The 19,097-nt window shown below is 72.6% G+C and carries 16 protein-coding genes; 6 read left to right on the top strand and 10 right to left on the bottom strand.

Annotated elements, in window-relative coordinates; translation table 11 throughout:
• Nucleotides 1–2: 2 nt before the first annotated feature.
• The 5 genes from EJV46_RS02290 to EJV46_RS02270 all read right to left on the bottom strand — a co-directional run bounded on the left by EJV46_RS02290 (nucleotide 3) and on the right by EJV46_RS02270 (nucleotide 6,249).
• Nucleotides 3–1,319 (bottom strand): ABC transporter substrate-binding protein, encoded by a 1,317-nt coding sequence (locus EJV46_RS02290; protein WP_131546964.1) that lies wholly within the window; start codon nucleotides 1,317–1,319, stop codon nucleotides 3–5.
• Nucleotides 1,320–1,435: 116 nt separating this feature from the next.
• On the bottom strand, nucleotides 1,436–2,557 hold the full coding sequence (locus tag EJV46_RS02285) for a 2-methylaconitate cis-trans isomerase PrpF family protein (RefSeq protein ID WP_131546963.1): 1,122 nt from the start codon (nucleotides 2,555–2,557) through the stop codon (nucleotides 1,436–1,438).
• Nucleotides 2,558–2,633: 76 nt separating this feature from the next.
• Nucleotides 2,634–3,338: an SH3 domain-containing protein gene (locus EJV46_RS02280; protein WP_131546962.1), complete on the bottom strand. Its 705-nt coding sequence runs from the start codon at nucleotides 3,336–3,338 to the stop codon at nucleotides 2,634–2,636.
• A 40-nt stretch (nucleotides 3,339–3,378) separates the two neighbouring features.
• Nucleotides 3,379–5,004, bottom strand: a complete 1,626-nt coding sequence (locus EJV46_RS02275; protein WP_131546961.1) for an NAD(P)/FAD-dependent oxidoreductase — start codon at nucleotides 5,002–5,004, stop codon at nucleotides 3,379–3,381.
• Nucleotides 5,005–5,016: 12 nt separating this feature from the next.
• Nucleotides 5,017–6,249 carry an ABC transporter substrate-binding protein gene (locus EJV46_RS02270; protein WP_131546960.1) on the bottom strand — a complete coding sequence of 411 codons (1,233 nt, stop codon included), beginning with the start codon at nucleotides 6,247–6,249 and terminating at the stop codon, nucleotides 5,017–5,019.
• A 127-nt stretch (nucleotides 6,250–6,376) separates the two neighbouring features.
• Between EJV46_RS02270 and EJV46_RS02265 the strand changes: the two genes are divergently transcribed.
• Nucleotides 6,377–7,270 carry a LysR family transcriptional regulator gene (locus EJV46_RS02265; protein WP_240782442.1) on the top strand — a complete coding sequence of 298 codons (894 nt, stop codon included), beginning with the start codon at nucleotides 6,377–6,379 and terminating at the stop codon, nucleotides 7,268–7,270.
• On the opposite strand, the gene EJV46_RS02260 is transcribed toward EJV46_RS02265, so the two are convergent.
• From EJV46_RS02260 to EJV46_RS02240, 5 genes are read right to left on the bottom strand one after another with little or no spacing between them, the layout of a single operon-like run.
• Entirely contained in the window at nucleotides 7,249–8,997 is a 1,749-nt protein-coding gene (locus EJV46_RS02260) for an ABC transporter ATP-binding protein (protein ID WP_131546958.1), read from the bottom strand. The two genes, EJV46_RS02265 and EJV46_RS02260, sit on opposite strands and share 22 nt — an antisense overlap.
• A 13-nt stretch (nucleotides 8,998–9,010) precedes the next feature.
• The gene (locus EJV46_RS02255) at nucleotides 9,011–10,213 is read right to left on the bottom strand and encodes a CCA tRNA nucleotidyltransferase (RefSeq protein ID WP_131546957.1); all 1,203 of its coding nucleotides are present in this window, start codon (nucleotides 10,211–10,213) and stop codon (nucleotides 9,011–9,013) included.
• Nucleotides 10,210–10,455: a hypothetical protein gene (locus tag EJV46_RS02250; protein ID WP_131546956.1), complete on the bottom strand. Its 246-nt coding sequence runs from the start codon at nucleotides 10,453–10,455 to the stop codon at nucleotides 10,210–10,212. Before EJV46_RS02250 ends, EJV46_RS02255 begins: the two co-directional genes overlap by 4 nt.
• Before the next feature lie 10 nt (nucleotides 10,456–10,465).
• The gene (locus tag EJV46_RS02245; protein WP_240782363.1) at nucleotides 10,466–11,059 is read right to left on the bottom strand and encodes a CoA pyrophosphatase; all 594 of its coding nucleotides are present in this window, start codon (nucleotides 11,057–11,059) and stop codon (nucleotides 10,466–10,468) included.
• A gap of 13 nt (nucleotides 11,060–11,072) precedes the next feature.
• Nucleotides 11,073–11,609, bottom strand: coding sequence for a DUF1285 domain-containing protein (locus EJV46_RS02240; protein ID WP_240782362.1), 537 nt, complete (start codon nucleotides 11,607–11,609; stop codon nucleotides 11,073–11,075).
• Nucleotides 11,610–11,784: 175 nt separating this feature from the next.
• Between EJV46_RS02240 and EJV46_RS02235 the strand changes: the two genes are divergently transcribed.
• The 5 genes from EJV46_RS02235 (at nucleotide 11,785) to EJV46_RS02215 (ending at nucleotide 19,062) form a co-directional block, all read left to right on the top strand.
• Nucleotides 11,785–12,780: a MoxR family ATPase gene (locus tag EJV46_RS02235; protein ID WP_131546955.1), complete on the top strand. Its 996-nt coding sequence runs from the start codon at nucleotides 11,785–11,787 to the stop codon at nucleotides 12,778–12,780.
• Nucleotides 12,773–13,636: a DUF58 domain-containing protein gene (locus EJV46_RS02230; RefSeq protein ID WP_240782361.1), complete on the top strand. Its 864-nt coding sequence runs from the start codon at nucleotides 12,773–12,775 to the stop codon at nucleotides 13,634–13,636. The genes EJV46_RS02235 and EJV46_RS02230 overlap by 8 nt, the downstream gene beginning before the upstream one ends.
• A gap of 55 nt (nucleotides 13,637–13,691) precedes the next feature.
• Complete coding sequence (locus tag EJV46_RS23455) at nucleotides 13,692–16,379, top strand: DUF4159 domain-containing protein (protein ID WP_206020680.1); 2,688 nt, start codon at nucleotides 13,692–13,694, stop codon at nucleotides 16,377–16,379.
• A complete protein-coding gene (locus EJV46_RS02220; protein WP_131546954.1) occupies nucleotides 16,379–18,499 on the top strand; it encodes a hypothetical protein in 2,121 nt (706 codons plus the stop codon). The genes EJV46_RS23455 and EJV46_RS02220 overlap by 1 nt, the downstream gene beginning before the upstream one ends.
• A gap of 98 nt (nucleotides 18,500–18,597) precedes the next feature.
• Complete coding sequence (locus EJV46_RS02215) at nucleotides 18,598–19,062, top strand: peptidase S1 (RefSeq protein ID WP_131546953.1); 465 nt, start codon at nucleotides 18,598–18,600, stop codon at nucleotides 19,060–19,062.
• Nucleotides 19,063–19,097 lie beyond the last annotated feature (35 nt).

Below are 19,097 nucleotides of genomic sequence, written 5' to 3'. Positions count from 1 at the left end.
GCTCAGATCGCCGAGCCGGCGGTGTTCTCCATGCCGGCGCGCAGCGTCTTCAGCCAGTCGACGCTCTTCTGCCCGACCGGCGCGCTGATGCCGGCGGCGGGGTAGAGCATCATCTTCTCCGGCACGGCGTATGGATACGCGCTGCTGAAGGACGAAAGGCCGACGATCTGGTCCTCCAGCCCCTGCCCGTCCTCGCGGATGGTGATGGTGGCCGTGGGCGTGTCGAAGGTCAGGCCGCGGAAGGCCGCCGCCAGCTCCTGGTCGTTCGGCCAGCCGCCGCCCTTGGCCGCGATGGCCTTGTTGTAGGCGGCCTGCAGCGCGGAGAGCGCCTGGGCCATGTGATGGCAAGGATAGATGCTGGGCTGGTTGAAGCGCGCCTGATAGGCCGCGGTGAAGCGGTCGAGCGAGGCCTTGTCGCGCGGGCGCGGGTGGTTGATCCAATGGTCCCCGCGCGAGCCGATGATATGGCCCGCCGGCATGTTGCGGCCCAGCGAGGGCATCGAGGCCTCGGCCACCGGCAGCACCATCAGCGAGCGCTCCATCAGCCGCCGCTCGCTGGCCTGGCGCACCAGCGTGACCAGCTCGCCGCCCCAGGAGGTGGAGAGGATCACGTCGGGCCGCAGGGCCAGCAGGCGCGTGATCTCGGTCGAGAAATCGGTGCTGTTGAAGCGCGGGAAGAGCTCGGCCACGACGCGCACGCCGGGCTTCATGGCGTCCATGCCTGCCTTCCACAGCTCCCAGGAATCGCGGCCCCAGGCATAGTCCTGGTTGATGACGGCGATGCTGCGGAAGTCCGGCTTGTGCTTCAGCAGGTAGAGCAGCGGCGCCAGCACCTCCGGCGTGCCGTAGCCCTGGGTGCGGAAGGCGAAGGGATGGTTGCCCTCCTCGAAGATGCGCTGCGTGCCGCAGTCCCAGAGCACCGTCGTCTTGCGCAGCTCGTCCGAGAGCGGCGTGCAGGCGAGGCAGGAGCCGGAGGAGATGGAGGCGAAGACGACATGCACGCCCTCGGACTGCACGAGGCGGCGGAACTCGCCGACCAGATGCTCGGTGCCCGGCCCCTCATCCACGAAGATGGGGCGGATCGGCACGCCTCCGATGCCGCCGGCCGCGTTGATCTGGTCGGTCAGCATCTCGGCCGCCTGCTTGGCGGGGACGCCGAAGACGCTGGCCGGGCCGGAGAGGAAGGTGGTGATGCCGATCTTGAGCTCGGCGGGCTTGGCAGGCTGGGCCTCCGCGCCGGAGCCGGCCATCAGCAGGCTGCCGGAGGTGGCGGCGCCGGCGAGGACGGAGCGGCGGGACAAGGACGAGCTGGTCGTCATGATGGCGTTCTCCCTGGACGGGCCGATTCATATTCCGATCAGCCTCTTCGGGAACGCTGCCCGAGGCGCACGGGCAAAGCAAGTGCTCACCTTCGGCCGGCGCAGGGGCCGCGAACCTATTCGCGAACGCCGACGGCGCCCACCATCAGCATGCGCGCCGTCCGGTAAACCACCGCCGATTCCGCATGCCAGCCGGAGCCGTCCTGCCGGACCTCCGCGCCCACCGCCAGCATCCCGCTGGGCTGCGCCACGCGGATCTCGTCCCTCCCCGACGGCGCGCCGCAGAGGCTCGCCGGCAGGCTGCCCGCGATCCGGCAGGCGCAGGCCAGCCCCAGAGCGCCGGTCAGCGGCACGGCGCGGTGGACGCGCTCCATGGAGAGCATGCGGATCTGGATGTCGTGGCTGCCGGCGGCCATCACCGAGCCGTCCAGCAGGCGCGGGCGGCCCGGCGGCGCCACGAGCGCGATGCGCGGCAGGGCGAGGCCGACCTTCTCCGGCGCGTCGGCCAGCCCCATGCGCAGGCCCGCCAGCCGGCGCAGTACGTCCAGCCGCGCCATCAGCCCCGGGATGGCCTCCATGGCGTCCGGAGCTTCCTCGCCGGTCAGGCCGAAATCGGCAGCGGCGAAGAAGGCGGAGGGATTGGCCGCGTCGATCAGCGTGCAGGCCAGGCCCTCGATCTCGTCGACCGCGTTCCCGGTCGGCAGCAGTGCGCCGGTCTGGGTTCCGCCGGGGCTCAGGAAGTCGAGCCGGATGCGCGCGCCCGTGCCGGCGACGCCGGCGATGGCGTAGTCGCCCCTCACCTCCGCCCTGCCGTTCCGCACGGGGAAGCGCGCATGGATGATCTTCCTCGTATTCACCTGGTGGATGCGCACCAGCGCCTCGCCGTCGGGGACCGCGACCAGACCGGCATCCACCGCGAAGGGCCCGACCGCCGAGGACAGGTTCCCGCAATTGCCCTTCCAATCCACCGCGGGCTTGTCCACCACGACCTGCGCGAAGGTGTAGTCCACATCCGCTTCCGGGTGCGTCGGCGGGCCGATGATCACGCCCTTGGACAGCGAGGAGATGCCGCCCCCCATGCCGTCGAGCTGCCTCCCATAGGGATCGGGCGAGCCCAGGACCTCCAGCAACAGGGCGTCGAGCGCCGCGCGGTCGGACGGCACGTCCTTCGCGTGGAAGAACACGCCCTTGGAGGAGCCGCCGCGCAGGAAGGCGGCGGGGATGAAGCGTTGTGTCATGGGGACGACCTCCCAGGCCCTGGCGCGGGCCTCGTCCCGATGTGTGCCACGCCTGCGGCGGCGCGCAAGCGCCCGCCTAGCGGGGAGGCGTCTCCAGCACCGAGGCGTGGACCCATCCCATCGCGCTGCCGCGATCGCCCACCTGGTACCAGCCGCCCGGCGCCTCGCCGATCACTTCAAGCGTGCTCGAGGGCGGCAGCGTCCGGATGACCTCGCCGTTGCGCGTGGCGCTCCGCAGGTTGGCGGCGCTGCGCGAGGAGACCATGACGGTACTGGCGGGCCGGGCCGGCTCCGGCGCGGCGGCCACCTCCGCCGCCGCCTCGCCCTCGGCCTGCGGCGCCCCGGGCACCGGCAGCGGCGGAAAGCTGCGCGCCATGACGCGCGCCGTGGCGGGGCCGCCGCCGTCGAAGCAGCGGTCCGTCATCTCCACGAAGACGCGCGACGCCTCGGGGCCGGTCGCGCCCAGGACGAGGTTGGCGACGCGCGGCGACTCGCCCTCGAAGGACACGACGGCGACATAGGGAACGTAGGGCGCGCCCGAAGCGCCGGTCATGGTGGTCCTTCCGCAGATGGCAAGCGTATCGGGCAGGGCCTGGGCGAAGACCTGCACGCCGCGCTGCTGCGCCCCCTGCCCGCGCAGGCGCGCCTGAAGCGAGGCCTCGGCCGCGGCGCGCGCCGCCTGCTGTCGGCCCGAAGACGGTTCCGAGGCGGCCTGCTGCTCGCCGCAGGCGGCGAGGGCGATCAGGGAGAGGGCCAGGGCGGAGAGGGCTGGGGCTCGCATGCCGGCGTAACGCGGATCTCCCGCCCGCGTTGCGGCACGGTCATTCGGCCGCCACCGACACGCGCCGGCCTTCCAGCCGGAAACCCTCGTAGCCCTTCGCGGCGACCGCGTCGCAGATCTCGCGATAGGCCCCGACGCCGCCGATATACGGCATGAAGACCTGCGGCTTGCCGGGCACGTTCACGCCCATGTACCAGGAGTTGGCGCGCGGGTAGAGCGTGCGCTGCGCCACTTCGTTGCCGTGCTCCACCCACTGCGCCTCGGCCTCGGCCGTCGCTTCCATCGTCTCGATCCCGCGCGCCTGGGCATGGGCCAGGGCGCCGGCGATCCAGTCCACATGCTGCTCGATGGAGACGATCATGTTGCTCAGCACGGAGGGGCTGCCCGGCCCCGTCACCAGGAAGAGATTGGGGAAGCCCGCCGTCATCAAGCCGAGATAGGTGACCGGCCCGGCCTCCCACTTCTCCCCCAGCGTGAGGCCGTCGCGGCCGCGGATGTCCATGGCCAGCAGCGTGCCCGTCATGGCGTCGAAGCCCGTGGCGAAGACGAGGGCGTCGAGCTTGTAGCCGGCTTCCGCCGTGCGCAGGCCCTCCGGCGTGACGGCCTCGATGGGCGCGGAACGCACGTCCACCAGGGTGACGTTCTCGCGGTTGAAGGTCTCGTAGTAGTCGGTGTCCACGCAGATGCGCTTGGTGCCGATCGGGTGGTTGTGCGGGCAGAGCAGTTCGGCGACGGCGGGGTCGCTCACCGTCGCGCGGATCTGCCCGCGCACGAAATCGGCGGCGGTTTCGTTGGCCTTCTCGTCGAGGATGAGGTCGCCGAAGGCGGCCATGAAGGCCGTGCCGCCGCGCTCCCAGCGCGACTCGTATTCGCGCCGGCGCTCGGCCTCGCCGACCTCCAGCGCGGGCGTGGGGTTCACCGGATAATCGATGCCGGTGCGCATCTGCCGCGCCTTGGCCCGGCGGGCCGGATAGTCGCCCTTCCAGGAGTGCTCGTATTCCTCGTCCATCGCGCGGTTGCGCGAGGGGATGCTGAAGTTGGGCGTGCGCTGGAAGACGGTGACGTGCCGCGCCTGCCGCGCGATGACCGGGATCGCCTGGATCGCGGAGGAGCCCGTGCCGATCACGCCCACGCGCAGCCCGGTGAAGTCCACGCCCTCATGCGGCCATTGGCCCGTGTGGTAGCTCTTTCCGTGGAAGCTGCCGAGGCCCGGGAAATCCGGCATGCGCGTGTTGGAGAGGCAGCCCGTCGCCATCACGCAATGCCGCGCGGAGATGACGGCGCCGCCCTCCGTCCGCACCGTCCAGCGCGCGGCAGCGTCGTCGAAGGCCGCGGAGACGACGCGCGTGCTGAAGCGGATGTCGCGGCGCAGGTCGAAGCGGTCGGCGACATGGTTCGCATAGCGCAGGATCTCGGGCTGCGAGGCGAAGCGCTCGGACCAGCGCCACTCCTGCTGCAACTCCTCCGAGAAGGAGTAGGAGTACTGCATGCTCTCCACGTCGCAGCGAGCGCCGGGGTAGCGGTTCCAGTACCAGGTGCCGCCGACATCCTCGCCCGCCTCCAGCACCACGGCCGAGAGGCCCAGGCCGCGCAGCCGGTGCAGCATGTAGAGGCCGGCGAAGCCCGCGCCGACCACCACCACCTCGAACTCTTCCGCCTTCGACATGCGCCGTCCTCCCTATCGTCCCGCCACCAGCGGACATCCGCCCTCGGCGAGCGGCCGCCAGGCCTCCTCCGGGGACGAGGTCTGCACCAGCTTGAAGTAGTCCCAGGGGCCGCGCGATTCCGCCGGCGTCTTCACCTCGAAGAGATGGACCGGATGCAGCTTGCGGCCATCGGCGCGGATGCTGCCGGGGCCGAAGACGTCGTCGTCCGTCGGCATGCGCTTCATCAGCTCCACGACCTCGCGGCCCGAGGCCTTGGCGCGCGCGGCCCCGATCTGCTCGACGGCCTTGAGGTAGTGCAGCGCGGCCGAATAGGCGCCGGCCTGGCACTGGTTCGGATAGTTGTCGGGCGTGCGCGGCAGCACGCGGCGCGTGAAGGCGCGCGTGCGGTCGTTCATGTCCCAGTAGAAGCATTCGGTGAGCAGGAAGCCCTGGGCCGTGGGCAGCCCCAGCGTGTGGATGTCGTTGATGAAGCTGATGATGCCGAGCAGCTTCTGGCCCCGCCGCGCGATGCCGAACTCATTGGCCTGCTTCACGCAGTTGATGAGGTCCGCCCCCGCATTGAGGAAGGCCACGACCTTGGCGCGGCTCGCCTGGGCCTGGAGCAGGAAGGCCGAGAAATCCGAGGTTCCCGGGAAGGGATAGCGCACGCGCCCCGCCACGCGGCCCCGCCCCTCCTCGATGAAGCGCGAGAGGTCGCGCTCCATCTGGTGGCCGAAGGCCATGTCGGCTGTGATGAAGAAGAAGCTGTCGCCGCCCGCGCGGATCGTCGCCACGCCGGAGGAGCGCGCGGCCATGTAGGTGTCGTAGGTCCAGTGGATGGTATTGGGGCTGCAGCTCGGCCCGGTCAGCTCGGTGCTGGCCGCGCCCGTGTTGAGATGCACCTTGTCCTTCTCGCGCACGAGGCCGTTCAGCGCGAGGGCGATGGAGGAGTTGTTCACCTCCAGCACCGCATCCACGCCGCCGCGGTCGAACCATTCGCGCGTGATGGCCACGCCCAGATCGGCGCGCTGGAGGTGGTCGGCCTGTACCACCTCGACGGCGATGCCGCGCTCGGTCAGGCCGGAATCCTGCACCGCCTGGCGCACGCAGGCCACGTTGGTGGGGCCGGAGAGATGGCGGTAGGGGCCGGAGAAATCGCCCAGCACGCCGAGGCGGATGGGTGCCTGCCCCTGCGCCCTCGCCCGGCCTCCCGCGAGCGTCGGCGCGGCCGTGGCGGCTGCGAGCATCTGGCGACGTGTCGTCATCGCGTCCTCCCCTGCGGCCCTTCGGGCCCTGTTGTCCGGACATCGAAGCTGAGCAGGCATGGATTTGTCCAATACGGGATCGCGGTTATTATGACGGAAATCGTATGAGTGAGGGCCTGCCTTGAAGGTGGATATCCGCCTCGTGCTGCATTTTGGCGTCGTGGCGGAGGAGCTGTCCTTCACCCGCGCCGCCGCGCGGCTCGGCGTGGCGCAGCCCTGGCTCTCCACGCGCATCCGCCAGCTCGAGGCGCAGCTCGGAGTGCCGCTCCTGCTGCGGAGCACCCGGCGCGTGGAGCTGACCGAGGAGGGCCGCGCCCTGCTGGCACGCGCGCGGCCGCTGGTCGAGGCGGCGCAGGGCGTGGACGAGCTGGCCGCGACGCTGCGCGGCGGCTCCGGGCGGCTGCGCCTGGGCACGCCGCCCTATGGCGCCCACATCCCCGTCACCAACAGCCTGATCGAGGCTTTCCGCCGGCACTGGCCGAGCGTCAGCGTGGAGCTCGACATCGGCTGGACTCCGGTCCTGCTGGAGCGCGCGCGCCAGGGCGTGCTGGACCTCGCCTTCACGGTGGCCGTGGCTCCGCCGGCCGGGCTGGAGGCGCTGGCGCTGGCGCAGACCACGCAGGAGCTCATCCTCGCCCCCGGCGACCCGCTGCTGGCGCTGCCGGAAATCCCGCCGGCCGCGCTCGCCGGGCGCAAGGTCGCGGTCTTCACGCGCGGCCTCAATCCCGAGCTGTCGCGCGCGCTCTTCGAGCCGGTGGTCGAGGCCGGCGGCACGCTGGTGGAAATCCCCGACATCCTGGACTTCCGCCAGATGCGCGAGGGGTTCGGGGCGGAGCTGATCCTGGCGCTCTTCGGCTGGGTGGCGCCCGAGGCCGCCCGGCAGACGGGCCGCGTTACCCGGCCGCTGGCGCTGGCCGGCGGGCCGCTGCGCCTCTACCTGGTACGCGGGCAGGAGATGCCGCGCGACCCGGCACGGCATCTGTGGGAACTGGCGTCAACTCAGGCCTCGGCGAAGGCCTGAGTCCGCACCAGCCGCGCATAGAGCCCGTCCAGCGCCATCAGCTCGGCATGCGTGCCCTGCTCGATGGCGCGGCCCTCCTCCATCACCACGATGCGGTGCGCCTTCTGCACCGTCGCCAGCCGGTGCGCGATGACGAGCGTGGTGCGCCCCTCGCGCAGCGTCTCCAGCGCGGCCTGCACCGCGGCCTCGTTCTCGGCGTCGAGCGCGCTGGTCGCCTCGTCGAGCAGCAGCACGCGCGGATTGCGCAGCAGCGCGCGGGCGAGGCTCACGCGCTGGCGCTGGCCGCCCGAGAGCCGCCCGCCGCCCGGGCCGAGCGGCGTGTCGTAGCCGGCGGGCAGCGCCTCGATGAAGGTATGCGCCTGGGCGGCGCGGGCCGCGGCCTCGACCTCCGCGCGCGTGGCGCCGGGCCGGCCGCAGGCGATATTGGCCAGCGCGGTGTCGTCGAAGATCACGGCTTCCTGGCCCACATAGGCGATGGCGTCGCGCAACTCCGTCATGTGGACGTGACGGATATCCGCGCCATCCATCGTAATGGTGCCGGCGGTCGCGTCGTAGAGGCGCGGCAGCAGCGCGATGGCGGTGGACTTTCCCGCACCGGACGGGCCGACCAGCGCGACCGTCTCGCCGGGCGCCGCGCGGAAGCTCAGCTCCTTGATCGCGGGGACCGTGCTGCCGGGATAGTGGAAGCCGACATGGTCGAAGACGAGTTCGCCTTGGCCGGCGGGCAGCGCGCGCGCATCCGGCGCGTCGGCGATCTCGCGCTTCAGGTCCATCACCCCGAAGACGCGGGCGAGGCCGGCCAGCCCCTCCTGCAGTGCCGCGTTCAGCGAGCCGAGCGCGCGCACCGGGCGCGCCGCGATCAGCACGGCGGCCACGAAGCCGGTGAATTCGCCGATCGTCCCCTGCCCCGTCGTCACCCGCCAGCCGACGACGCCGAGCACGACGCCCACGGTCAGCCCGCCCAGCGCCTCCAGGATCGGATCGACGCGGGCGCGGACGCGCACGATGCGCTGGAGGCTGCCGCGCAGCTCGGCGAAGGCGGCGCGGGCGCGGCCCTCCTCCTGCGCCTCCAGTCGGTAGGTGCGCACCACGCGCGCGCCGGCGAAGCTCTCGTTGAGCAGGGCGCTGGTCTCGCCGGCGCGGTCCTGCATGCCGCGCGAGGCGCGGCGGATGCGCTTGCCGATGGTCAGGATCGGCCAGGCGGCGACCGGGTAGAGCAGCGCGGCCATGGCGGCGAGCTGCCAGTCCAGCCAGATCATGGAGGCGACGAGGCCGATGACCGTCAGCAGGTCGCCCAGGCCGTTGATGCTGCGCGACAGCGCCTCGCGGATCTGGGTCGCGTCCAGCGTGAAGCGGGTGACGTGGCGGGCCGGCGCCTCGGTGCTGACGGCGGCGTAGTCGGCGCGGGTGAGCGCGGAGAAGAGCGCGTTCTGCAGGTGCTCGATGCTGCCGAGCACGGCGCCCTGCATGGTGGTCTGCTGGAAGTACATCGCCGCGCCGCGCGCGGCGGTGACGAGGACGATGACCGGCGGCAGCAGCCAGACGATGCGGGAATCGCCGCTGCCGAAGCTGTCGAAGGCCTGCTGGATGATGACCGGGTAGAGTGCCGTGATGCCGGCCAGGACGAGGGTGAGGACGACCGCGAGCGCCAGCCGGCCGCGCTGCTCGCGCAGGTGGTCGCGCCAGAAGCGGCGGATCAGGGGGATCGAGGCGGTCTCGGAGGACATGGGGCGCGGGGTATCAGGAAGCATCCCGCTCCACCAGTTCGCGCAGCTTCTTCAAACTGGCGGCGTGATCGGCGGACGCGCCCGTCTCGAGCCACCAGTCGCGGACCTGGCCCAGCAGCCGGCCGATGCGCGGCCCGTGCGGAACGCCCAGGGCGACAGCGTCGCGGCCCTGGAGGGGGAAGGCCGGGCCAGGGCCGGGCTCCAGATGGTCGAGCAGGGGACCGTAGTCCCGTTCCGGATGCTGGGCCGCGGCGACGAGAAGGATCTCCGCCGGCAGGGCCGCCTCGCTGCGCAGGCGCGCGGCGGCGCGGAACCGGCGGAGGGCGCCGACTTCGCGCTCCGACGGGCCGGGGGCATCGGCGATGGCGTGCAAGGCGCGGAGCCGCGCGGCCTCCTCGCCGGAGAGCTTCAGGCGCGAGGCCAGGGCCGCGACATCCGTGCCGACCGGCAGGAGCATCGCGACGCGCAGCAGCACGTCGGCCACGCCGCGCGCCAGGGCGGCGTCCAGCCGCGACGGATCGCCCGCCTCGGGCAGCACGGCGGGCAGGACGCCCGTCTCGGCCATGAGGCGCAGCGCGGCGCGCGGATCCTCGGCCTCCATCAGCCGCTTGAGCTCGCTCCAGACGCGCTCGGCCGAGAGGCGGGCGAGGCCGGGCACCGCCTCGCGGATCGCCCGGACCGCGACGGGATCGGGCTCCGCGCCGCCATAGCGCGCGTGGAAGCGGAAGAAGCGCAGGGCGCGCAGATAGTCCTCGCGCAGGCGCTGGGCTGCATCGCCCACGAAGCGCACGCGGCGCGCCGCGAGGTCCGCGCGGCCGCCGAACTCGTCATGCAGCACGCCATCGGCGCCCATGGACATGGCGTTGATGGTGAAGTCGCGTCTTTCGGCATCCTCGCGCCAGTCGGTGGTCCATTCCACCTCGGCGTGACGGCCGTCGGTGGCGATGTCGCGGCGCAGCGAGGTCACCTCGATGGGCACGCCGCCCAGCACCGCCGTCACCGTGCCATGCGCGAGCCCCGTCTCGAAGACCTTGAAGCCGGCCGCCTTCAGCCGGTCCGCGATCGCCCGCGGCGGGAAGGGCGCGGCCATGTCGAGGTCGCGCACCGGCAGCCCCGCCAGCGAATCCCGCACGCAGCCGCCCACCGCGCGGGAATCCGGCAGCGCGGCGAAGACCTTCCGGGGCCCCTCGGCGCTCAGATAGTCGGGCAGGCTCACCGCGTGGTGCCGCGGACGATCCCGCCGCGCTCGATCCGCGCCGGTACGTAGTCGTCCCCCTCGAAGCTGCGCGAGAGGCCGTAATAGCTGGCCGCCGCCACGCCGCAGACCACGCCGATCGCGGCCAGCACGACCAGCCGGCGCGAGGGCTCGTGCCCCGGCTTCCGCCCGGCCAACCGCCACCAGGCGAGATAGGCCACGAAGGGCAGCGCGAAGAAGAACAATTCGATGAGGACGCCCATGGGGCTGTCCCTAGCCGGCCCGCAGCGCCGTGGCGAGGTTTACCAGGATGGTCGCCGTCGCCCCCCAGATGTGGTGCTCGCCATGAGGCCAGACCCAGTATTCCCGCATGCGCCCCTTCCACTCCGCCCGTTCCCGGCGCGGGGCCGCGGGGTCGAGCAGGATGGAGAGCGGCAGTTCGAAGGCCGATGCCACCTCGTCCGGCGAGGGGATCAGCGTGAAGCCCGGCCGCAGGGCGGCGATGACGGGCGTGATCTCGTAGCCCGTGCCGGTCAGGTGCCGCGGCAGGCGGCCCATCACCCGCGGCAGGCTGGGATCCAACGCCACCTCCTCATAGGCCTCGCGCAGCGCGGCCTCCTCGGGGGATTCGCCCGGCTCGATGCGCCCGCCGGGGAAGCTCACCTGGCCGGCATGGCTCCTCATATGCGAGGCGCGCTGGGTCAGCAGCACGCCCGGCTCGCGCGGATGCAGCACCATGGCCACCAGCACCGCCGCGGGCTTGATGACGGCGCCGGCCGGCAGCAGGGCGTCGTCGCCGGTCGGCGGCGGCATCGATTCCAGGAAGTGGGGATGCCGCAGCCGGGCGCAGAGCTCCTCGGCCGTCACGGCGCCTCGCCCGTCACTCCGCCGCCAGGCCGAGGGCGGGTTCCTCGTCGATCGGGAAGAAGACGCCCTCGCTCCAGACACCTATGATCTGGCGGTCCTCGATCCGCTCGGTCACGGCCAGCGCCACCATCTCGTAGAAGACGGGCCGGGCGATTCGCGCCTCGAGGCCCGGCCGGACGGTGATATAGGGCCGCGGCTCGCGCGTACGTGGGTCGAGCTGGATGCGGATCGGATGCTCGGCGTTGCAGGGAATGACCTCGTCGCAATTGGTGCGGAAGCTGAGGCACTGGCGGATCGGCCCGCCATCGCCGCAATCGCAGTCCCGCCAGACCATCTCCACAGCCACGAAAGGCGCGTCCTCGACTGTGATGCGGCCCTTTTCGACCGGCGTCTCAAGGAGATAGCCGCCATCCTCCTCGCGCTTCAGCACCGAGGCGAAGAGGCAGACCAGCTCCTTCCGATGGATCGGGCTGCCCTTGTAGTACCAGGTGCCGTCCCGCGCGATGCGCATGTCGATCTGCCCGCAATCGTGCTTCTGGCGCAGGAGCACCTTGCCTATGGACTGGTCAATGCGCCGCGCGCAGTCGGGGAGACCCTTCCCAATCGATGCTTTGATCCCAGCTTCGGGCGGCATAGGCTTTCCTGAGCAATCACCGTGTGGTCCCGGCGCGGCCGCCCAACGCAGCATCGCCCCCACACCTCGTCAATATGGGAATCGCAACCAGATGGGTGAAGTGGCCGACGCAGAATCCCTGATCGCCGAAATCGAGGTCCTGGGCGGCAAGCTCCAGAAGGCCCGGCAGTCGGTCGGCCGGGTGATCTTCGGCCAGGACGAGGTGATCGACCAGGTCCTCGTCACGCTCCTCTCGGGCGGCCATGTGCTGCTGGTGGGCGTGCCGGGCCTGGGCAAGACCAAGCTGGTGGACACGCTGGGCACCGTGATGGGGCTGGATGCGCGGCGCGTGCAGTTCACCCCGGACCTGATGCCGGCCGATATCCTGGGCTCCGAGGTGCTGGAGGAGGGCGCGGACGGCAAGCGCGCCTTCCGCTTCCTCCAGGGTCCCGTCTTCTGCCAGCTGCTGATGGCCGACGAGATCAACCGCGCCTCGCCGCGCACGCAGTCGGCGCTGCTGCAGGCCATGCAGGAGCACAAGGTGGCGGTCGGCGGGCAGATTCTGCCCCTGCCCGAGCCCTTCCACGTGCTGGCGACGCAGAACCCGATCGAGCAGGAGGGCACCTATCCCCTCCCCGAGGCCCAGCTCGACCGCTTCCTGCTGGAGATCGAGGTGGACTATCCGGACGCGGCGGCCGAGCGCGCCATGCTGCTCGCCACGACCGGAGCGGCCGAGCAAAGGCCCGTCGCGGCCATGACGGCGCGCGAGCTGATCGCGGCCCAGGCGCTGATCCGCCGCATCCCGGTGGGTGAGCAGGTGGTGGACGCCATCCTGAAGCTCGTTCGCGGGGCGCGGCCCGGGCCGGACGGGCTGGAGACCGTGCGCAACAACCTCGCCTGGGGCCCCGGCCCGCGCGCCGCCCAGGCGCTGATGCTGGCCACCCGCGCCCGAGCCGTGCTGGACGGCCGCCTCTCGCCCAGCCTGGACGACGTGCTGGCGCTCGCCGAGCCCGTGCTGCGGCACCGCATGGCCCTTTCCTTCGCCGCCCGCGCCGACGGGGTGAAGCTCTCGGATGTGATCGCCGAGCTGAAGGCCAGTCTTGGCTGATCCTGAAGCCGTCACCCATCTCCGGGCGGAGGTCGCCGCGGCCCGGCTGCCGCCGCTCGTCGTCGCGGCCGAGCGCGTCGCCAACACGGTGATGCAGGGCGTGCACGGGCGCCGGCGCTCGGGCCATGGCGACGCCTTCTGGCAGTTCCGCGCCTATTCGCCGGGCGATGCGGCCGCCTCCGTGGACTGGCGGCAGAGCGCCAAGGCGGACCGGCTCTTCGTGCGCGAGACGGAATGGGAGGCGGCGCAGACCGTGCTTCTCTGGCGCGATCCCTCGCCGTCGATGCATTGGCGTTCCGGCAGGACTCTCGAGGAGAAGTCCGCACGGGCCGACCTTCTGCTGCTGGCGCTGGCCTCGCTGCTGCTGCGCGGGGGCGAGCGGGTGCGGCTCACGCCGGGCGACCGGCAGGCCTTCATGGGGCGATCGGCGCTGCCGGCCCTGGCGGCGGCCATGATCCGCCCGGCGCGGGCGGAGGCCGGGGAGGTCACGCTGCCGCGGCATGCGCGGCTGGTGATGTTCGGCGACTTCCTGCAGCCCCTGCCCGAGCTTCAGGCGCTGCTGTCGCGCTACGCGGCACGGCCGCTGCGGGGGCAGATGCTGCAGATCCTCGATCCGGCGGAGGAGAGCCTGCCCTATTCGGGGCGCATCCGCTTCGACGGGCTGGAGGGCGAGGCGCCCCTGCTGGTGCCGCGGGTGGAGACGATCCGCAGCCTCTACGCCGAGCGGCTGGCCGCGCATCGCGAGGGGCTTTCGACGATGGCGCGGGCCGCGGGCTGGGGTTTTTCGACCCACCGCACGGACCAGCCGCCCCATCTGGCGTTGCTGTCCTTGTGGCAGGCATTGGCCCCGTCATGAGCCTTGGCCTAATCTGCCTGATGCCCAAGCATGAAAACAAGGGCAGAGCCTTCCGATGATCAGCTTCGCCGCCCCCTGGCTGCTGCTGGCGCTCCCGGCCCTCCCGCTGCTCTGGTGGCTGCTGCGCGTCACGCCGCCGCAGCCGCGCCGCATGGACTTCCCGGCGGCCATGCTGCTGCGCGATCTCCCCATCGCCGAGGAGACGCCCGCCCGGACTCCCTGGTGGGTGCTGCTGATGCGCATCGCCGCGGCGGCGCTGCTGATCCTGGGGCTGGCGCGCCCGGTTCTCGGCCCCGGCGCCTCGGGCTCCGGCGAGGGCATGCTGCTGCTGGTGCTGGACGACGGCTGGGCCTCGGGCCCCGACTGGCCGCTGCGGGTGGCCATCGCGCAATCCGAGCTGGACCGGGCGGAGCGCGAGGGGCGCCCGGCGGCCCTGCTCGCCACCGCGCCCGGCGAGGGCGGCGCGCCGCCACGGGTGATCGGCCCCATGCCGGCGGCCGACCTTGCGCCCCGGCTGGCGGCGCTGCGGCCGCGCTCCTGGCCGCCGGACCGGCGGGCGGCACTGGCCGCGCTGGAGGGCTGGAACCGCCCGGAGCGCATTTCCGCCCTGTATCTCTCGGACGGCATAGCCCATCGGAGCGACGACACGGCCGAGGCCTTCATGAACCGCCTGCAGGCGGGCGGCGCGCTGACCCTGGCGCGGGCCGAGGAGCGCCCGGTGCGGCTGCTCGCGCCGCCGCGCGCCGAAGGCGACCGGCTGATGCTGACCTTGCGGCAATCGCCGGTGAACGCGCCGGGCGAAGCGCAGGTCATCGCGCGCGCGCAGGACGGCCGGGCGCTGGCGCGCGCCAGCTTCCAGCTCGGCGCGGGCGCCACGGAATCCGAGGCGGTGCTGGAGCTGCCGACGGAGATCCGCAACCGCGTCCACCGGCTGGACCTCGCGGACGAGGCCGGCCCCGGCGGCGTGGTCCTGCTGGACGAGCGCTTCCGCCGCCGCCCGGTCGGCCTGCTGCCCGGCGCGGAGGAGACGGCGGCCGACGCTCCCCTGATCGGCGACCTCTTCTATCTGGAGCGCGCGCTGAACCCCTTCGCGGAGCTGCGGCGCGGCGACGTCGACCGGCTGATGGCGCGCCCCCTCTCGGTGCTGATCCTGGCCGACCGGCCCATCGCCGAGGGGCCGGAGATGGCCTCCCTCACCCGCTTCGTGGAGCGCGGCGGTATGCTGATCCGCTTCGCCGGCGCGCGGCTGGCCGAGCATCCGGATGGCCTGCTGCCGGTGCAGCTCCGGGCGGAGCGGCAGCTGGGCGGCTCGCTCTCCTGGGAGCAGCCGCAGCACCTGGCGCCCTTCGCCGAGGGCTCGCCCTTCGCCGGCCTCGCCGTGCCGGCCGAGATCAGCGTCGAGCGCCAGGTGCTGGCCGAGCCCTCCGCCCGGCTGGCCGACAAGGTCTGGGCGCGGCTGACCGACGGCACCCCGCTGGTCACGGCCGAGCCGCGCGGCCAGGGCCGCATCGTGCTCTTCCACGTCACGGCGACGGCCGAGTGGTCGGACCTGCCGCTCTCGGGCCTCTTCGTGAGCATGCTGCGGCGGCTGGTGGCGCTCTCCTCCGGCGTCCCGGGCCAGGAGGGCGACGGCGCCCTCGCGCCGCTGGAGGCGCTGGACGGCTTCGGCCGGCTGGTCCCGCCGCCGCCCGGTGCGCAGCCCATCCCGGCCAGTGGCGAGGCCGTGCCCTCGGCGCGCAACCCGCCCGGCTGGTACGGCACCGCCGGCGGCGAGGGGTTCCGCCGGGCGCTGAACCTCGGCGACACGCTCCCGGCGCCGCGGCTGCATGCGAACTCGCCGGCCGGGGCCGCGACGCGCACCATCGCCGGCATCCCGCCAGAGCGCGACCTCGGGCCCTGGCTGATGGCGGCGGCGCTGGCGATCCTGGCGATCGACCTGCTCGCCTCGCTGCGGCTGCGCGGGCTGCTGGGCTTCGCGCGGGCGGCGGGCGTGGCGCTGATCCTGATGGCGGCGACGGCCCAGGCCCAGGCCCAGGAGGAGAATCTTCCCGCGCTGGTCACGCGCCTTGGCTATGTCGTCACCGGCGACAACGGCACCGACGAGACCATGCGCCAGGGGCTGGCGGGCCTGTCCGACTTCGTGAACCGCCGCACGGCCGCCGCGCTCGCCGAGCCGGCCGGCGTCACGCCCGGGCGCGACGACCTCAGCCTCTATCCCCTCCTCTACTTCACGGTCCGGCCCGACGCGCCGACACTGAGCCCAGAGGCCGTCGCCGCGCTCAACGGCTTCATGCGCAACGGCGGCATCGTTCTCTTCGACACGCGCGACGAGGGCTCGGGCGAGGGATTTTCCCCCGGCGCGCGCGCCGCGCTGCGCCGGGTGACGCAGGGGCTGGCCATCCCGCCCCTCATGCCCGTGCCCGAGGAGCACGTCCTGCGCCGCGCCTTTTATCTGTTGGCCGAGCTGCCGGGGCGTTTCGCGGGCGGGACCGTCTGGGTTTCCCGGGAACAGGACCGCGCGAATGACAGCGTCAGCCCCGTGGTCATCGGCGGTCATGACTGGGCCGGCGCCTGGGCAGTCGATGCGCGCGGCCAGAACCTGCACGCCGCCGTGCCGGGCGGATCGCGCCAGCGTATCCTCGCCTATCGCTTCGGCGCGAACCTCGTGATGTACGCGCTCACGGGCAACTACAAGGGCGACCAGGTGCACGTGCCCGCCATCCTCGAAAGGCTGGGCAACTGATGCAGACCGCCCTCGCCTTCGACTTCGCGCCCATCCTGCCGGTCTGGCTGATCCTGGCGCTCGGCGCGCTCTGCCTCCTGGCGCTGCTGCCGGCCCTGCTGCGCCGGGCGCGGGGCGCCTGGTGGCGCGCGCTGGCCTTCCTGCTGGTGCTCGGCGCGCTCTCGCAGCCCCGCCTCGTCGAGCAGACGCGCGAGACGCGGCCCGACATCGCCTTGCTGCTGGTGGACCGCAGCGACAGCACCCGCGTCGCCGCCCATCACGACGCCGCCATCGAGGCCGCCCGCCGCCAGGTCGAGGCCCGCATCGGCCGCCTGCGCGAGGTCGAGCTGCGCGTGGTCGACATCCCCGAGGGCGGCAACCAGGGCACCCGCGCCTTCGCCGCACTGGAGCGCGCCCTGGCCGACATCCCCGCCACCCGGCTGGCCGGCGTGCTCCTGCTCTCCGACGGCCAGGTCCATGACGTGCCGACCGACGGCACCTGGGCGCCCGGCGAGGGCGTGCCGCTGCACCTGCTCATGCCGGGCCGCCAGGGCGAGGTGGACCGCCGCATCCGCCTGCTAGAGGCGCCGGGCTTCGGCATCGTCGGCCGCAGCGTGGAGCTGCGGCTGATCGTGGAGGACCTGGGCGTCCCCACCCAGACGGGGCAGGCCCAGCTCACCCTGCGCCGCGACGGCCAGGCGCCGATCACCGAAAGCGTGCCGATCGGCCGCGAGCACCGCATCACCCTGCCCATCGAGCGCGCCGGCCCTTCCGTCATCGACCTCGTGGTCGAGACACGGCAAGGCCCCGCCGGGGACCGGCAAGGCGGAGAGGTGTCCGACGTGAACAACCGCGTCGTCGTCGCCATCAACGGCGTGCGCGACCGGCTCCGCGTCCTGCTGGTCAGCGGCGAGCCGCATGCAGGCGAGCGCACCTGGCGCCGGCTGCTCAAGGCCGATCCGGGCGTGGACCTCGTCCACTTCACCATCCTGCGCCCCCCCGAGAAGGACGACCTGACCCCGCTCAACGAGCTGGCGCTGATCGCCTTCCCGGTGCGCGAGCTCTTCCAGGTGAAGCTGCGCGACTTCGACCTCGTGGTCTTCGACCGCTTCGCCAATCGCGGCATCCTGCCGCCGAGCTACCTGCGCAACATCGCTGAATACGTCCGCGGCGGCGGCGCGCTGCTGGTCTCGGTGGGGCCGGAATTCGTGGGGGGCACGAGCCTCGCGGGAACGCCGCTCGGCGCCGTGCTGCCGGCGCGTCCCGTGCAGCAGGCCATTCTGGACCAGGCCTTCCGGCCGCGCATCTCCATCCCCGGCTCGCGGCACCCGGTCACGGAGGGGCTGACGGGCGCCAATACCGAGGCCACCGAGGCCAGCTGGGGCCGCTGGTACCGCACCATCCGCACCGAGGCGCGGGCGGGCACGACCGTCATGGAGGGCGCCGGCGGCGCGCCGCTGCTGGTGCTGGACCGCGTGGGCCAGGGGCGGGTCGCGCTCATGCTCTCCGACCATATCTGGCTCTGGTCGCGCGGGCATGACGGCGGCGGGCCGCAGCAGGAGCTGTTGCGCCGCACCGCCCACTGGCTCATGCGCGAGCCGGAGCTGGAGGAGGAGGACCTGACGGCGCGGATCGAGGCCGGGCGGCTGATGGTGAACCGCCGCAGCCTGGATGCCGGCGCGCCGCCCGAAGTCACCATCACGGCGCCCGACGGCGCCACCAGCCGCGTGCCGCTGTCCCATGGCGGCGCCAATGGCGGCGGCGGCCGCGCCTCGGCCGAGGCGCCGGCGGCCGCGCCGGGGCTCTGGCAGGTGAGCGACGGGCGCCGGCAGGCCTTCGCGGCCGCCATGCCGGCCAACCCGCCCGAATTCGCCGACCTGCGCGCCGATCCCGCGCGCGTGCAGCCGCTGGTGACCGCGACCGGCGGCGCTTCCCGCTGGTTCGGCGACGGGACTTCCGTCCCCGAGATCCGCAGCGTCTCGGCCGGGCGCGACGCGCAGGGCTCGGGCTGGATCGGGCTTCGGCGCCGCGAGGACCACACGGTGACCGGCATCGCCGCCCTGCCGCTGCTGCCGCCCTGGCTGATGCTGCCGCTGCTGCTGGGAATCGCGATCGTGGCCTGGCGGTCCGAGGCGCGTTGAATTCCTCCGCATCGCATTACAAACGATGCAAGATTCCCATTGCCTCGCCGTGCCCGGCATAGGAGCCTGGGCCGGACTCAAAACGGGAGGCATGATTGTTGTCGCGAATCCTGGCCATTTCGGCCGCGGTCCTGGCCGTCACCGCAGGCAGCGTGGTGGCGCAGAACTACAATCGCAGGCCGACCTTCGGCACGGTGAACCTGAGCGCCAACTTCGCCCCCGACCCCTATGTCGTGAACGTGACGGCCGGCGGCAATATCCCGGCCGAGCGCATCGGCGGCCCGGGCTGCGTCGGCTCCATCGCCGACCCGCCGGATTTTCGGCTGAACTATCGCGCGGGCGGCTATCCGCTCTACCTCGCGGCGACCTCGCGCTCGGACGTGACGCTGGTGGTGAACCTGCCGAACGGGCGGTGGATCTGCAACGACGACTTCAAGGGCACGGACCCCGGCGTCGTGCTGAACAACCCGCAATCCGGCCAGTACGACATCTGGGTGGGCCACTACAATCGCGGCGCGGGCGTGCCCACGCAGTTGCTGATTTCGGAAATTCCGCCACGTTGAGGGCCGCCGGCCCATCGGGCCGGTGCCTGTCGCGT

The sequence above is a fragment of the Roseococcus sp. SYP-B2431 genome, assembly GCF_004336745.1.
In the GTDB taxonomy this organism is placed as follows: domain Bacteria; phylum Pseudomonadota; class Alphaproteobacteria; order Acetobacterales; family Acetobacteraceae; genus Roseococcus.
Note: the sequence above shows the minus strand (reverse complement) of the source record. Positions and strands in the feature narration are given on the sequence as shown.